14 protein-coding genes are annotated in these 15,613 nt (G+C 67.1%); 5 read left to right on the forward strand and 9 right to left on the reverse strand.

Going from position 1 to position 15,613, the window contains the following annotated elements; all coding sequences use genetic code 11:
• Positions 1-26 precede the first annotated feature (26 nt).
• The 4 genes from AC3IQ7_RS09020 to AC3IQ7_RS09035 are packed head-to-tail and all read left to right on the forward strand — an operon-like array spanning position 27 to position 3,884.
• Positions 27-1,112: a hemin-degrading factor gene (locus AC3IQ7_RS09020; protein WP_099380806.1), complete on the forward strand. Its 1,086-nt coding sequence runs from the start codon at positions 27-29 to the stop codon at positions 1,110-1,112.
• The gene (locus AC3IQ7_RS09025; protein ID WP_099380807.1) at positions 1,100-2,038 is read left to right on the forward strand and encodes a heme/hemin ABC transporter substrate-binding protein; all 939 of its coding nucleotides are present in this window, start codon (positions 1,100-1,102) and stop codon (positions 2,036-2,038) included. The genes AC3IQ7_RS09020 and AC3IQ7_RS09025 overlap by 13 nt, the downstream gene beginning before the upstream one ends.
• Positions 2,035-3,087, forward strand: coding sequence for a FecCD family ABC transporter permease (locus AC3IQ7_RS09030; RefSeq protein ID WP_099380808.1), 1,053 nt, complete (start codon positions 2,035-2,037; stop codon positions 3,085-3,087). The genes AC3IQ7_RS09025 and AC3IQ7_RS09030 overlap by 4 nt, the downstream gene beginning before the upstream one ends.
• 8 nt (positions 3,088-3,095) lie before the next feature.
• Complete coding sequence (locus tag AC3IQ7_RS09035) at positions 3,096-3,884, forward strand: ATP-binding cassette domain-containing protein (protein ID WP_489209084.1); 789 nt, start codon at positions 3,096-3,098, stop codon at positions 3,882-3,884.
• A gap of 33 nt (positions 3,885-3,917) precedes the next feature.
• Here AC3IQ7_RS09035 and AC3IQ7_RS09040 read toward each other — a convergent pair whose 3' ends face one another.
• The 9 genes from AC3IQ7_RS09040 to AC3IQ7_RS09080 form a co-directional block, all read right to left on the reverse strand.
• Positions 3,918-4,352: a hypothetical protein gene (locus AC3IQ7_RS09040; protein ID WP_199534535.1), complete on the reverse strand. Its 435-nt coding sequence runs from the start codon at positions 4,350-4,352 to the stop codon at positions 3,918-3,920.
• Entirely contained in the window at positions 4,349-5,788 is a 1,440-nt protein-coding gene (locus AC3IQ7_RS09045) for an efflux transporter outer membrane subunit (RefSeq protein ID WP_489209086.1), read from the reverse strand. Before AC3IQ7_RS09045 ends, AC3IQ7_RS09040 begins: the two co-directional genes overlap by 4 nt.
• Positions 5,785-6,855 carry an HlyD family secretion protein gene (locus AC3IQ7_RS09050; RefSeq protein WP_489209088.1) on the reverse strand — a complete coding sequence of 357 codons (1,071 nt, stop codon included), beginning with the start codon at positions 6,853-6,855 and terminating at the stop codon, positions 5,785-5,787. Before AC3IQ7_RS09050 ends, AC3IQ7_RS09045 begins: the two co-directional genes overlap by 4 nt.
• A 27-nt stretch (positions 6,856-6,882) precedes the next feature.
• Positions 6,883-8,418, reverse strand: a complete 1,536-nt coding sequence (locus tag AC3IQ7_RS09055) for an MFS transporter (RefSeq protein WP_489209090.1) — start codon at positions 8,416-8,418, stop codon at positions 6,883-6,885.
• A gap of 102 nt (positions 8,419-8,520) precedes the next feature.
• Entirely contained in the window at positions 8,521-9,441 is a 921-nt protein-coding gene (locus AC3IQ7_RS09060) for a LysR family transcriptional regulator (RefSeq protein ID WP_322429115.1), read from the reverse strand.
• Between the two features lie 28 nt (positions 9,442-9,469).
• On the reverse strand, positions 9,470-11,875 hold the full coding sequence (locus AC3IQ7_RS09065) for a TonB-dependent receptor (protein WP_099380502.1): 2,406 nt from the start codon (positions 11,873-11,875) through the stop codon (positions 9,470-9,472).
• Positions 11,876-11,961: 86 nt separating this feature from the next.
• Positions 11,962-12,978 (reverse strand): FecR domain-containing protein, encoded by a 1,017-nt coding sequence (locus tag AC3IQ7_RS09070; RefSeq protein WP_099380501.1) that lies wholly within the window; start codon positions 12,976-12,978, stop codon positions 11,962-11,964.
• Position 12,979: 1 nt separating this feature from the next.
• A complete protein-coding gene (locus AC3IQ7_RS09075; RefSeq protein ID WP_489209093.1) occupies positions 12,980-13,546 on the reverse strand; it encodes a sigma-70 family RNA polymerase sigma factor in 567 nt (188 codons plus the stop codon).
• Between the two features lie 131 nt (positions 13,547-13,677).
• Positions 13,678-14,376 (reverse strand): UPF0149 family protein, encoded by a 699-nt coding sequence (locus AC3IQ7_RS09080; protein WP_034785080.1) that lies wholly within the window; start codon positions 14,374-14,376, stop codon positions 13,678-13,680.
• Positions 14,377-14,479: 103 nt separating this feature from the next.
• On the opposite strand from AC3IQ7_RS09080, the gene AC3IQ7_RS09085 reads away from it, so the two are divergent.
• On the forward strand, positions 14,480-15,493 hold the full coding sequence (locus AC3IQ7_RS09085) for a serine/threonine protein kinase (protein WP_176382357.1): 1,014 nt from the start codon (positions 14,480-14,482) through the stop codon (positions 15,491-15,493).
• Positions 15,494-15,613: the final 120 nt, after the last annotated feature.

Below are 15,613 nucleotides of genomic sequence, written 5' to 3' on the forward strand. Positions count from 1 at the left end.
CCTTGAAAGGAGACACCGTGACGAGCATGCCCCCTATTTGCAATACCGAGCTGGTCGCCAGCGAATTTGCCCGCCTGCGCCGCGAAAAGAAAGCCCGCCACCGCGACATCGCCGAGGAACTGGCCATTTCCGAAGGCGAGCTGATCGCCGCGCATGCGGGCCTGTCGCTGGCCGATGGCGCCTTGCTGGGCGCGGAGCGCTTGCAGGCCGACTGGCCCGCCATCATCGCCGCGCTGGAGCCGCTGGGCGAAGTCATGGCGCTCACGCGCAACGCTTCGTGCGTGCATGAAAAGACGGGTGTCTATCGAAAAGCTAGTCACACCAACCACGTGGGCCTGGTGCTCGGCGGCGACATCGACCTGCGCGTGTTTTACCGCCAGTGGGCGCATGGCTTTGCCGTTCGCGAGATGGGCGAAAAGGAAGTGCAGCGCAGTCTGCAGTTTTTCGATGCCGCCGGCCACGCCGTGCACAAGATTTTCCTCAAGCCGCAAAGCGACCTGGCCGCCTATGACGCGCTGGTAACGCGCTTCGCCGACGAGGACCAGGCGGCCGGCATCGCCGTGACGGCAGCGGCGGTGCCGCCGGCCGAACTGCCCGACGCGCAGATCGACGTGGCCGGCTTTCGCGCCGCCTGGGCCGACTTGCGCGACACGCATGAATTTTTCACCGTGCTGAAAAAATATTCGGTCTCGCGCCTGCAGGGCCTGCGTCTGGCCGAGCCGCGCTTCGTGCAGCAGCTCGACAAATCCTGCGTGCTCGACCTGCTCAATAACGCCGCCCTCGAAAAGGTGGCCATCATGGCCTTCGTCGGCAATGCCGGCATGATCCAGATCCATTCCGGGCCCGTGCACAAGATCGCCGTGATGGGGCCGTGGATCAATGTCCTCGACACGCGCTTCAACCTGCATTTGCGCGAAGACCATATCGCCAGCGCCTGGGTGGTGAAAAAGCCGACCGTCGACGGCCTGGTGACGTCGGTGGAACTGTTCGACGCCAAGGGCGACACCATTGTCATGTTCTTTGGCGAACGCAAGCCAGGCGTGCATGAATTGTGCGAATGGCGCAACGTCGTCGAGCGCGTGCTGCAGGAGGGTGAACTATGCGCCGCATGATCGCCGCCAGCGTGGCGCGCCGCATCGCGCTGAAAAAAATGGGGGCGGGCGCGCTGGCGCTGGCCGCGCCGATGCAGGTGCTGGCGGCAGTGTCCGACGCGGCCAAGCCGATGATCAAAGCGCGGCGCATCGTCAGCGTCGGCGGCGCCCTGACGGAAATCGTCTATGCGCTCGAAGCGCAGGGCGAACTGGTGGGCGTCGATACCACCTCGCTGTATCCGGCCGTGGCGCAACAGCTGCCGCAGGTGGGTTACGCGCGCACCCTGTCGGCCGAGGGCGTGCTGTCGCTGGCGCCCACGCAGCTGATCGCCACCGAGGAAGCGGGACCGTCGGCGGTGCTGCGCCAGGTGCGCGACGCGGGCGTGCCGGTGGCGGTGCTGAACGCGAATAACAAGTTCGAAGGCTTGCTCGAACGGGTGAAACAGGTGGGCCAGATCACGGGACGTGCCGACCCCGCCGCGCGCCTGGCGCAAGCCTTGCAGCAGCAGTGGGACGGCGCCCTGGGCAAGGTGCGCCAGCGCAGCCAATCACCGGGACAATCAGCCGTGCGCGTGCTGTTCATCCTCGCCCATGCGCCGAACCAGGTGATGGTGGGCGGGCGCGAGACGGGCGCCGACGCCATGCTCGCGTATGCGGGCGCCGTCAACGTGATGGGCGGGCAGGGTGGATTCGCCGGCTACAAGCCGCTGACGCCCGAAGCCGTGATCGCCGCGCGGCCCGACATCGTGCTCGTCACGGACCAGGGCTTGAAGGCCTCGGGCGGCGTGGACGGCATCCTGAAACTGCCAGGGCTGGGGCAGACGCCGGCCGGGCGCAAGCACCGCATCGTGTCGCTGGAAGCCATGCTGCTCTTGGGCTTTGGCCCGCGCATGCCGCAGGCGCTGGCGGAACTCGACACCGCGTTTGCCAAAGCCATGACAGCATGAACGTGGCCTCCCTGGTGTCCGTCACGCCCTGGCGCTGGCCACGCTGGGGCGCTGGCGGCTTGCTGGCCGCCGCACTCGCGTGCGGCTTGCTCATTGCCGTGCAGGCGGGCGCCGTGCCCGTGACGCTGGCCGACTGGCTGGCGCCGTTTCAAGCGGGCGACGAGGCGCTGTCAGGCGGCGCGTATGTGCTGTGGCATATCCGTCTGCCGCGCGCCCTGTTCGCCGCCCTGATCGGCGCCGCGCTGGCGCTGGCCGGCGGCCTGACGCAAGGGCTGTTTCGCAATCCGCTGGCCGATCCGGGGCTGCTGGGCGTGAGCAGCGGCGCCGCCTGCGCGGGCGCGGCCACCATCGTCTTCGCCGCCAGCCTGCACGTGGCGCCCGAGCTGCGTGTGTGGCTGCTGCCGGGGGCCGCGTTTGGCGGCGCCATGCTCATTTGCGTGCTGCTCGACAGGGTCGCCCGCTGGGCCACGCCCGGTTCCATCGTCGGCCTGCTGCTGACGGGCGTGGCACTGAACGCCATCACGGTGGCCGTCATGGGCCTGTGCATCTACCTGGCCAGCGATGACCAGCTGCGCACCCTGACTTTCTGGACCCTCGGTTCGCTGTCGGCCGGCAGCTGGCGCCAGGTGGCGGCGTTGCTGGTGGTGCTGGCCGGCGCGCTGTGGGCCACGCGCTTCCTGATGCGCTCATTGAACGCGCTGGCGCTGGGCGAGGCGCAGGCGCTGCACGTGGGCATCGACGTGGGCCGGCTGCGCACGCAGGTGATCGTGCTGGTGGCCGTGCTGACGGGTTTTGCCGTGGCCTGGTGCGGCGGCATCGGTTTTATTGGCCTGATCGCGCCGCACCTGGTACGCACCTGGCTGGGCGCGGATCAGCGCCGTGTGCTGCCCCTGGCCATGCTGGCCGGCGGCTTGTTGCTGCTGTTGGCCGACACCCTGGCGCGCACGGTCGCCATTCCGGCGGAAGTCCCCGTCGGCATTTTCACGGCCTTGCTAGGCGGGCCATTTTTCCTGATGCTGTTGCGGCGCTTCCGCCACGGCACCGCTTAGAGGTGAACATGACGCCCCTGCTGGAACTCTCCTTCGCCACCACCCAACTGGGCCAGCAGTATTTCGGCCCCTTCAATGTGCGGGTGGCGCCGGGCGAGCGCATCGCCATCCTCGGCCCCAGCGGCGCCGGCAAGTCGACCCTGCTCAAACTGATGGCGCGCGAACTGCAGCCGCAGGCGGGCCAGGTGATGCTTGCCGGCCGTCCCCTGGCGCAGTGGCCGCTGGCCGATCTGGCGCGGTGCCGCGCCGTGCTGCCGCAAGGCTCGAACGTGGCCTTCGGATTGCAGTGCGAGCTGGTGATCGGCCTGGGAAGAGTGGCGCGCCTGGTCGACCCGCAACTGGGGCAGATCGTGCAGGACGCGGCCGCCCAGGCGCACGCCGGGCATTTGCTGGGGCGCCGCCTGGACACCTTGTCCGGTGGCGAGCAGGCCAGGGTGCAACTGGCGCGCATCTTCGCGCAGATGTGGGATGTCAAAGATGGCTTGATACTCGTCGACGAACCGCTGGCGGCGCTCGATCCCGGCCTGCAGTTCGATCTGCTCGATAGCCTGCAGCAGTTTTGCACCGCGCGCGGACACGCCGTCATCGCCATCCTGCACGACATCAATCACGCCTTGCTGGGTTTTGACCGGCTGCTGCTGGTGCGTTCGGGCCAGCTGGTGGCCGATATCGCCAGCGATGCCGGCGCCGTGCCGGCCCTGGCTGCGCTGTACGGCATCGCCCTGACGACGGCCACCAGCAGCGATGGCGACGTGTGCGTCATCCCTGCCAGAAGCGCGGTGCGCAGGGCCGCCTGACCGACTCACTTATTCACTCATTTATTCACTTATTCACCACACGTCCGCCGCGCGCGGCCGCGCCATCTGGCCGCTGCCCAGCAGCCACACCATCAGGGCCTCGGCCTGTTCGCGCGTGGCCGCCACTTCCTGCAGGATGCCGAACGCTTTCATGGCGCCGGCTGCCATCGCCTGCAGGCGCGCGCGCTGTTCCGCATCCGCCTCGATCGACACGAGGCCTCGGCAAAGGGTGGCCAGCGCCACCTTGTTGTGCTTGAGCCACAGGCCGCGCCGCTTGCGGTCGATGTGCGCTTCATCGCGGCGTTCCTCTTCGAACAGCATGACGAACGGTACACCGTGGCGTAGCAGGGCGTCCATGTCGTTTTCCCACAGCGGGGCATAGCCGGTGACGGCAGTTTCAGGACGAAAGCGCACGATGGGAAAGTCGCTGACGTCGTGGATGGAAAAGTGTGCGGGATTCGGTTTCATGGCGTGCTTCCTTGCGAGGTGGTTGAAAAGGCTTGCCAGCCGCCGCCCAGCGCCTTGTAGACCTGGACCAGCGACAGCGAAGCGGTGGCGCGGCTGTCGACCAGCGCCGCTTCGTTGTTCAATAAGGTGTTTTGCACGTGCAGCACGTTGATCAGGTCCGTGCCGCCCTGGCGGTACTGCAGTTCCGCGCTGCCCAACGCGCGGCGTCCCTGTTTGACGGCTTCATCGAGGCTGGCCTGGCGGCGGGCGTTGGCCTGGTAGCCAGACAGCGCATCTTCCACTTCGTGCCAGGCGGCCAGCACGGTCTGGCGGTAGGCGATGGCCGCTTCCTGCTGCTGCGCCTCGCGCAATTGCAGGTTGCCGCGCAGGCGGCCGCCATCGAACAGGGGCACGCTGAAGCCCGGACCGAAGGCAAAGCGTTTGGCGTCCCAGCCGATGTCGGACAGTTGCATCGCTTGCAGGCCGATGCTGCCCGAGAGCGTGATGCGCGGATAAAAATCGCCTTGCGCCACGCCGATGGCGGCCGTTGCCGCGTGCAGCTGCGCTTCGGCGCGGCGGATGTCGGGTCGCCGCTCGGCCAGGCTGCTGGGCACGCCCAGCTGCACTTGCATGGTCATGGCGGGAATGTCCTTGCCCGCCGCCAGCTCCGCCCGCAAGGCTTGCGGCGGCAGCGCCAGCAAGAGGGCGAGGGCATTGCCGAGGCGCGCTTCGCGCTGCTGCAGCGGCGGCAGGCGCGCTTCGATGGTGGCCACGTGGGCCGCCGCCTCGGCCTCGTCGAGCTGCGTCGCCGCGCCTTCGCGCAGGCGGATGCGCGTCAGGTTCAATGTATGGCGGGCGATATCGAGCAGTTGCTGCGTGATGGCCAGGGTCTGCTGCGCGCCGCGCAGCTCGATGTAGTCGCGCGCCGTTTCTGCCAGCACGGCCAGCAGCACGCCGCGCTGCGTTTCCACGGCCACGTCGACGCGCGCATCGGCCGCTTCCACTTCGCGCCGCACGCGGCCCCACAGGTCCAGTTCCCAGGCTGCGTCAAGGTTGCTTTGCCACAGGTTGTAGGCGGACTGACCATTGTTGCGCGACGGGTCGCTCAAGCCCTGCTCGCTGTTGCGCGCGCGGCTGTAGCTGCCATTCGCACCCAGCGACGGGCCTTGCGCGGCGCCGATGACTCCGCGCGCGGCGCGGCTTTGTTCCAGCCGGCTGGCGGCCGCCAGCACGTCGAGGTTGGCGCCGGCGGCGCGCTGCAGCAGGGACGACAAAGTCGCGTCGGCAAAGCTGTCCCACCAGCGCTGCTCGATGGCGCCATCCTGGCTTGCGGCGAAACGGGCATCTTCCACCTGGCGCCATTGCTGTCCCAGATCATGGTGCGGGCGCTGGAAATCGGTGCCAACGCTGCCGCAGCCGGCCAGGCCCAGGGCCGTGATAAAGATCAGTGCTTTCATCGCGCGCTCACCTGTGTCAATGCTTGACGGCGCATGGCCGTATCGATGCGCACTTCGGCCGACATGCCCACGCGCAGGCGACGTTCGCCATCCTGGCCCGGATCGAGCGCGATCCTGACGGGGATGCGCTGCACCACCTTGGTGAAGTTGCCGGTGGCGTTTTCCGGCGCGATGGCGGCGAACGTCACGCCCGTGGCCGGCGCGATACTGTGCACCGTGCCGTGCAGGAGCACGCCCGGATAGGCGTCGACGGCGATGCTGGCGCGCTGGCCCTGGCGCACGTGGGTCAGCTGGGTTTCTTGCAGGTTGGCGACGACAAAGCTGCGGTTCAGGGGCACCACGGCCATCAGGCTAGCGCCAGGAGCGACCAGGGCGCCGACGCGCACGATGCGGCGTCCCACGATGCCGTCGATGGGGGCGCGCAGTTGTGTATGCGATAGATCCAGTTCGGCCCGTTGCAGGCTGGCGCTGGCGCGCAGCAAGGCCGCTTCGGCCGCGCCTTGCTGCGCTTGCAAAATGTCCGTCTGCTTGCGGGTGGCGACGAGGGCGGCGCGGTTTTGCGCCAGGCGCGCGCGGCTCACATCGAAGCGCGATTGCGCCTGCTGCGCGTTCTGCACGCTGCCCGCGCCCTGGCCAGCCAGGTGCGTTGAACGGGCCAGTTCCTGCTGCGCCAGTTTGTCTTCCGCCTGGTTGGCGTCGACCAGGGTGCTGGCTTGTTCGATCACCGATTGCTGGCGCTGCACCGCGGCGCGGGCATTCGCCAGTTGCGCTTCGGCGCCGGCTACCTCGGCACGGGCCGAGGCGGCGGCGGCCTGGTAGTCGCGGTCGTCGATGCGCGCCAGCAGCTGACCCGACTTGACAGTCTGGTTGTCTTCCACCAGCACCTCCCGCACGATGCCGCCCACCTTGGGGGAAAGCACGGTGTAGTCGGCGCTGACAAAGGCGTCGTCCGTGCTTTGTTCGTCGCCACGGGCGAACAGCAGTTGCCAGGCGCAAAAGGCGAGGGCGCAGGCCAGCAGCGCCAGGCCGAGGATGAAAGCGCGCGAGCGCAGTATGGGTTTTTGCATGGTGAAGCTCTTTCGTAACAATAGAAATCAGGCGGCGCGCGGCGGATAGACGCGCGTCGGCAGGATGGGAATGATCACAATCATGGCCAGCGCGATGGCGGCCACGGTGAGGTACAGGTCGGACGAAGTCAGGGTGACGACTTGCGCATGCATGCGCTGCGCAATTCCCGCCATGTCTACGCCGGCCGGCAGGTTGCCCAGGCGTTCGCTGAGCACCGTTGAATGAAAATGGTTGCGGCGCGTGATCAGCGCATCGAGCACGCCGGTGGCGACGACGGCCGACATGCCCTTGATGGTGTTGAACCAGGCCGACGCGAACGGGCCATCCTGCGGCGCCAGGCCCGTGGTGGCCAGCAGCAGCAAGGGAATCACGGCCATCGGTTGCGCGAAGATCTGCACCGCTTGCAGCAGGTAGAAATGCGTGCGTATCCAGTCCGGCGACATGCGCGCGCCGAGCACGCAGGACAGGGCCAGCAGGGCCAGGCCGATGGCCAGCACCCAGCGGCAATCGACGGCGCGCAGATTGCACAGGGCGGCCACCAGCGGCAGGGCGATCAACTGCGGCAGCGCCACCATCAACATCACGGGCGCCGTTTGCAGCGGGCGGTAGCCGTGCACCTGCGCCAGGTAGGACGAGGGGATCAGGATCACGGCCAGCAGCACGAACAGCACGCCGCCCAGGGTCAGCAGGGCATGACTGAGGTTACGCCGCGACAGCAGCTGCAGCTTGAAAAATGGCAGCGGATGCGACCACTCGTTGATGAAAAACAATACCAGCAGCACGGCGCCGCCGCCCAGCAGCACGCAGATCAGCGGCGAGGCGAACCACGCCAGGCGTTCGCCCTGCAGCAAGCCGACCACCAGCATGCTGATGGCGGGCAGGCCAAGCAGCAGGCCGCGCCAGTCGAATTGGCGCAAGCGCTCGAGGCGCAGCGGGTCTTGCGGCAAGCCCCAGGACACCATCAGCAGGGCGACGATGCTGCCCGGGACGACTTGCCAGAAGGCCCATTGCCAGCCCAGGTACTCGGTCCAGAAGGCGGCCAGCGGCGTGCCCAGGCTGGGACCGAAAGTGGCGCTCAGCGCATAGCCGCCCAGGCCATACAGCTTGATATTTGGCGGCAGGAAGCGCAGCGCCACCGTCATCAGCATGGGCGGCAGGGCGCCGCCGGCCGCGCCCTGCACCACGCGCAGGAACATCAGCACGGACAGGTTCGGCGCGAACGGGCATAGCACGCCGGCGGCCATGCAGACGATGATGGCGGTGGCCGTCAGCCGGCGCAGCGAAAAGGTGACGGAGCACCACGGCGCGAACGCCATGGCCGACACCGAGGCGGCCGCATACAGGGCGACGAGCCAGCTGGCGTCGTCGCGCGCGATGCCCATGGCGCCGCGGATGTCGGCCAGCGCGACCTTGGTGATGTTTTCATTCAGGCCGGACACCAGCACGGCCAGCAGCACGCCAGCCAGGCCCGTGGCCAGGCGCAGGCCAAAAACAGGTGGGGCGGCGGCAGGAGGGGAAGGGGCGGCCGCGGGGGCGGCGCCGGGAAGGGGGACAGCGGACACAGGGAACTCCGTGGATGAGGATCAGTCCACGCAGTATAGGTAGCGTTAAATATTATGAAAATTGATCATTGATGAAGTTTGAATTGCGTCTGGCGCAATGATTTATTCCTCTGGCAGCGCGCTGCCGCACAGCTCCTTGATCATGCGGCGCAGCCAGCGGTGCGCATGGTCGTGGTCGAGGCGTGGGTGCCAGGCCTGGAAGACTTCCACGCTGTCGACGGGAATCGGCAGCTGGAAGGTGCGCAGCCTCAAGCCCAGGCGCTCGACGATGGCCAGCAGCGGCGTGGGCATCAGCGGCAGCAGCAGGCGCGAATCGGCCACGGCGAAGATGGCGGACTGGAAGTTGGGGCTGATCAGCGAAACCCGGCGCGTGTAGCCCCGCTCGGCCAGGGCCGTATCGAAGGGGCCGCGCGCCAGGCCGCGCCGCGAGACGCTGATATGTTCGTACTCGGTAAAGCTGTCGAGGTTGATGGGGCCGTCGAAGATCGGGTGGTCGCTGCGGGCGATGCCGACAAAGCCGCTGGTAAACAGCTGCTGCAGCTTGATGTCGGGCGCAAAGGCGCGCCGCGCGCTGATGTACAGGTCGACGCGGCCCGCGTGCAGGGCGTCGTTTTCCGTGGCGCCATCGCCTTCGGGCACGAAGCGCAGCACCGTGTGCGGCGCGTGCACGGCCAGCAGGTCGCGCAGCTTGCCGCCGTAGGCGCCGACAAACACGTCGTTGGCGCACAGGCTGAAGGTGCGTTCCAGGGTGCGCAGGTCCACTTCGCGGCCCGAGGTGAAGATGGCGTGCGCCTGCTCCACCACGCCACGCACCTGCTCGCGCAATTCCAGCGCGCGCGGCGTGGGCGCCAGGCCGCGCCCGGAGCGCACGAAGACGGGGTCGCCGATGGCGTCGCGGATGCGCGCCAGGGTGCGGCTCATGGCCGGCGCGCTCAAATGCATGCGCCGCGCGGCAGCGACGGCGCTGCCTTCCTCGAGCAGGATGTCGAGGGCGACGAGCAGGTTCAGGTCGGGAAGTTTCATGCGCCGATTATAGCGCCGGATCTCTCCTTCAGAAATCCACCTGCGCCGAGAAACGCGCGCTGCGCGGGCTGCCCACGTTCAGCCAGCCGCCGCCCACGCCCGCTGCCGAGGCCCAGTAGCGGCGGTCGAACACATTGTCCAGGTTAGCCCGCAGCACCACCGGACGCATGTCTTGCAGCCGCAGCGTGTAGCGCGCGCCCAGGTCGAGGATGGACCAGGCGGGGATCTGCTGCAGGTTGCCCGAGCCGGCATACTGCGAGCCGGCATGCGTGATTCTGCCCGTCAGCGTCAGGCCGGGCGCAAACGGCGCATCCCACTCCGAACCGAGATTGACATTCAGCCTGGAGATGCCGGGCGCCTTGTCACCGTCAGACTTGCCTTGCGGGGTGGCCGTCAGCACGGCGTCGAGCAGCATGGCGCCGGCCATCACGCGCCAGCCCTTGACGGGTTCGCCGACGATGGACGCTTCCAGGCCCCGGTTGCGCTGTTCGCCAAACAGGCCGTACACCATGCTGGCGGTGTCGAGCTGGCCATTCGGCTGCTTGACCTGAAAGACGCTGACGGTGGTCAGGTAGTCGCCCGTGTCGATCTTCACCCCCGCCTCGTACTGGCGGCTTTTATAGGGAGAGAAGATTTCGCCGGCGTTCCTTGCCATGTCGGGCGCCACCGGGCCCTTGTTCAGCGCCTGCATGCTGTTGGCGTACAGCGACACGTTGGCGACGGGCTTGAAGACGATGCCCACGCCTGGCGTCAGCGCGCTCTTGTCGTAGGCCGTTTTTACGCCGTTGCGGTAGCTGGCCACATCGACGCGCTGGTGGCGCGCGCCGCCCATCAGTTGCAAGCGGCCGTCCAGCATGGTGATGGTGTCGGCGATGGCAAAGCTGGTCAGCGTGCTCTGCGACGTCAGCGGCAGCGCGCCCAGGCGGCTGGTAAATACCGGTGCATCGACAAACACGGGCGCATACAGATTGGAGTTGAGTTCTCCGTTGTATTCGCGCGCGCTGTAGATTTTCTGCCACGTGCCGCTGGCGCCCGCGTGCAGTTCATGCGTCAGGGCGCCCGTCCTGAGCACGCCGCGCAAACCCGCTTCACCGGAGCGCGACTTGGTCAGCGAAGGGCGCGATGAAAAGTATTCGGTAAAGTCGCCTGCGCTGTTGCCGATGATGGGTTCGGGCGACAGTTTGTCCTGCTGCGCATGCTGGGCGCCCAGCGCGGCGTAGGCCGTCAATCCGGGCGCGAGATCGTATTCGATCCTGGCCATGCCGAATTCGGTGGTCGATTTGGCGTAGTTCCATCGTTGCGTGGTGTTGCGCGTCGGTGGCTTGGGGATGTCGAAGCCGTTCGAATCGAGGAAGTACCACCAGCCGCCACGCCGCATGTCGAGGTGGTCGTAGCCGAGATCGAGCGAGGCGCGCAGGGCGCCGCCCCGGTAGTCGAGTCCCAGGCTGGCCGTGCCCATGGTCTTGTCGCTGCCCTTCAGCGCCGTTTCGCCGTCGCGGTACACGGCATTGGCGCGCACGCCGAACTGCCTGTTGTCGCCGAAGCGGCGGCCCACGTCCAGATGGGCGCCGAACTGCGCGCGCGAATCGTAGCTGCCCGTCAGGCGCGTGAGCGGCGCGTCGCCCGCGCGCTTGGGCACCAGGTTGATGATGGCGCCGATGCTGCCGCCGGGCGCGATGCCGGCCAGGAAGGCCGAGGTGCCCTTCAGCACCTCCACTCTTTCCAGCGTTTCCATGGGGATCTTGGTGGCTGGCGCCACGCCGAACAGGCCGCCGTAGCTGATGTCCTCGGCCAGCACATTGAAGCCGCGCACGTGGGGCTGGTCGATATAGCTGTCGCGCGGCCAGCCGCTGGCGATCGACGGGTCGTTGGCCAGCACGTCGCCCAGGCTGCGCGCCTGCTGGTTGCGCAGCAGTTCTTCCGTGTAGCTGGTGGCGGCAAACGGCGTGTCCATCACGTCGCGCGTGCCCAGCACGCCCAGGCGGCTACCGCGCGCTATCTGCCCGCCCGCATAGGCGCCGGGCAGGGCGTCATCCTGCACGCCGCTGACGCTCACTTCGGGCATGACGGCGTCGCGCGCACCGGCAGGCGTGGCCGGGGCGGCGCGCAGCGTATAGCCACCCGCCTCGGTACGCAGCAGTTCCAGGCCGCTGCCGGACAATGCCAGCCGCAGCGCTTGCGCCGCATCGTAGCGGCCGCGCACGGCGGCGGCGCTGCGGTTGGCCGCCAGGGTGGCGTCCATGGTCAGCACCACGCCGGCCTGGCGCGCGATTGTATTCAGGCTGGCGGCCAGCGCACCGGCGGGGATGTCGTACTCCTGCACGGCTTGGGCGGCGTCACGGTGTTGCGCCAGGGCGGACAGGGGCGCCAGTGCGGCGCCGCTCGCCACGAGGACGGCGGCAAACAGGGGATGGTATGGGAAAGGCAAGGACACGGCGCGACTCCTGAAAAAGGGAAAAAAGATGGGGCTTCCCTTCCTTGCCGTGCCAGACCGCGAAAGTGAGAGGGGCAAGATGACTTTTATTTGTCTTCACGCCGCATGCGCACCGTGCTCCACCAGCGGGCAGTGGTCGACACTTCCACCGGCACGGCCGCGCTCAAGGCCAGCAGCGCGGCGCCGCTGTCGCCCAGGGGCAGGGCGCCGCTCACGCGCAGGCGCGCCGCCTCGGGCGTCACGTGCAGGTAGCCGTGGTGATAGCGGGCGATTTCGGCCACCACGGCGCCCAGCGGCTGGTTCTCCACCACCAGCATGCCGTCTTTCCAGGCGTCGGCATTGCCGTCGGCCGGGGCGGGCAGGCCGACCACGCCGTCGTGCAGGCGCACGGTTTCGCCCTGGCGCACGATGCGCTCCTGGGCGCACGGCACTTGCGGCTGCGGCGCGCAGCTGGTCGGACGGGCGGCGACGGAAAAGCGCGTCACCGTCAGGCGCGTGCCGCCCTCGTCGAGGCGGCGCACGATGAAGCTGGTGCCCAGCGCGCGCAAACTGCCATCCGGCGTATGCACGATAAAGGGACGCCCGCTGTCGTTGCCGCCATGGCTCGTATCGATGGCGATCTCGCCGCTGCGCAGCATCACGCCGCGTTCGTGGCTGTCGAATGCCAGGTCCACGGCGCTGCCGGTATTGAGGTGCAGCACGCTCCCGTCGGGCAGCAGCACGCTGCGGCGCTCGCCCGTGCCGGTGTGGTAGTCGGCCAGCAGGTCCAGCGGCTGCACGTGATGGATGCTGCCGATGCCGGCGGCCAGCATGATCGTCAGCATGACCGCGAGCGCTGTCGCTGCTGCCACGCGCGCGGGCTGCGCCAGGCGCCGTTTGCCGCGCTTGAGCAACAGCGTGCGGGTGGCCGGGCCGGTGGCCGGCGCCAGTTGCTGGTCGATTTGCCCCAGCTGCCGCCAGGCCCGCGCATGCTCCGCCGCCTGTTCCAGCCAGGCTTGCAAGCCCTGCCGGTCCGCTGCGCTGGCCGTGCCTGAACCGAGCAACAACTGCCAGGCGATCGCCTGGTCCAGCACACTGGCTGGTACGGGAGCATGGGCATGCATGTCAGCGCGCCTCGCCAAATTGCAGCTGATAGGCCAGGCGCGCGGCATTGGCCAGGTATTGCCGCACGCGCGGCACCGAGATTTTCATTTGCGCGGCGATGTCGGCATGCGCCAGTCCATCGAGACGGCTCAGCAGCCAGGCCTGGCGGGTTTTGGGCGTCATGGCGTCGAGCATGCGGCCCACCGCTTCGAGCGTCTGCAGCGCCAGCAGCCGTTCTTCGGGCGAAGGATGCAGCGCCGGCGGCAGGGCCGCCAGGTCCGCCAGGTAGGCTTGCTCCAGGTCGGCGCGGCGGAAGCTGTCGATCATCAGACCGCGCGCGATGGTGGTCAGGTAGGCGCGCGGCGAGCGCAGCGCCAGCGCGCCGGGGCTGCTTGGTGCGGGTGCGCCCAGCAGGCGTGCGAAGGTGTCGTGCGTGAGGTCGGCAGCCTGGTGCTGGTTGTTCAGCTTTTTGCGCAACCAGCCCAGCAGCCAGCCGTGGTGCTCGCCATACAGCGTCTGCACCGGGGTGTCTGCAGTGGATAGGGGATGGGCCAGCGGCATGGATGCCTCCAGGAGTTCGGCTGCCATGCGGCAGTAATGCAAATAAGAATTATTCGCAATTATAGGCGAAGTGTCGGGGCGGATGCAATCGGGGACGCGCAAATGCAAAACGCCGGGACGGTGCCCGGCGTTCTCGTGACTAGTTACCTATTCGCGTATTACTCTGCTGCCGGCTCGGCGCCGCAGCATTTCTTGAACTTCTTGCCGCTGCCGCAAGGGCAGTCGTCGTTGCGGCCCACTTTTGGCTCTTCGCGCTTCATGGTTTGCACCGGTGCCTTGCGGCGCGGTACCCAGAAACGGTGGATGGCCGGCAGGTTCGCTTCCAGTTCCTGCGCCAGCTTGTGCGCCTTGACCGGGTCTTCCACCAGTTTCAGTTCTTCTTCCTTGATTTCGTCGGCACCCAGCAGGTAGATTGGCTGCATCAGCTCGGCCACTTCGGAATCCCAGATTTCATTCCACGAGCCGGGACGCAGTTCCATGCCGTCCCAGAAGCCCCAGCACCAGGCTTCGGCGTCGATCAGGGTCTGGCCTTCGTAGTCGTGCTCGACGAACAGGGCTTCGAATTCTTTCGGTGCTACTTCAAACGTCACCAGCACTTCATTCATGAAGCGCATGATCAGGTTGACGATGCGTTCTTCTTCCTTGCTGTTCTTGAATTTTGGCGCATCTTCGGCATCTTCGCCCCACACGCGCGGCAACCATTCGGCCGGCATGATCGGTTCCGGGCCGATGGCGACGGCCGTCAGATAGCCGTGCAGCATATCCATGGTCATCGCGTCCTCGGAGCAGCGCTCCGACAACAGGAATTGGTCTAATTCGTCGAATTCTTTTTCTGATAGTGGTTGTTCGAGTTGCATGGCTTGCTCTTTTCTTGAATGTAAGGCGCCAGTATACGCTTTGCTGCGGCTTGCCGCCGAAGTGTTTGCACCGGCGGCCCGCGCGCGCCTTACAATGTCGCTTATGCACAATGAAAACCAGCCGCACGAGGACGACCGGCCCGTCCATCCCTTTTCCGCCCTGAGCCCCGATTGCGTGCTCGACGCGCTCGACAGCGTGGGACTGCGCGGCGATGGCCGTCTGCTGGCCCTGAACAGCTATGAAAACCGCGTCTACCAGGTGGGCATCGAAGACAGCGCGCCCCTGGTGGCCAAGTTTTACCGTCCCGCGCGCTGGAGCGATACGGCCATCCTGGAAGAACACGCGTTCGTGTCCGAGCTGGTCGAGCGCGAAATCCAGGTGGTGCCGGCGCTGGAAATCCATGGCAGCACCCTGCACCAATACCAGGGCTTCCGCTTTGCCGTCTTCCCCCGCCACGGCGGCCGCGCGCCCGAGCTGGACGACCCGGCGACCCTGGAATGGATAGGGCGCTTCATCGGCCGCATCCACGCCGTCGGCGCGCTGTCCACCTACAAGGAGCGGCCGGCGCTCGACCACCAGACGTTTGGCGTCGAACCGCGCGAGTTTCTATTGGAAGGCAATTTCCTGCCGCCCGAACTGCTGGCCGCCTATTCCAGCGTGGCGCAGCAGGCGCTCGACGGCGTCAAGCGCTGCTATGACCGCGCGGGCGACGTGGCCATGCTGCGCACGCATGGCGATTGCCATGGCGGCAACGTGCTGTGGACGGATGCCGGCCCCCATTTCGTCGATTTCGACGACAGCCGCATGGGCCCGGCCATCCAGGACCTGTGGATGATGCTGTCGGGCGAGCGGGGCGACATGGTGCGCCAGATGAGCGACATCCTGGCCGGCTATGAGGATTTTTGCGATTTCGACCCGCGCCAGCTGTACTTGGTCGAAGCGCTGCGCACCCTGCGCCTGATCCATTATTCAGCCTGGCTGGCGCGCCGCTGGGACGACCCCGCTTTCCCCGTCGCCTTCCCGTGGTTCAATACGCAGCGCTACTGGCAGGACCGCATCCTTGAACTCAGGGAGCAGGTGGCGCTGATGGACGAAGCGCCATTGTGGCCCATTTGACCTAAACGTCCGAAAAGCGTGGTAAAAGGCGCTCTTCTTGCCGTGCTGATTTGTGCATGCCTGTTCGATAATGGTGGTAATAAATTCCTATAAGCAACGGAATTCACCCGAATAAGCGAG

The sequence above is a fragment of the Janthinobacterium sp. GL_088 genome (genome assembly GCF_057837845.1).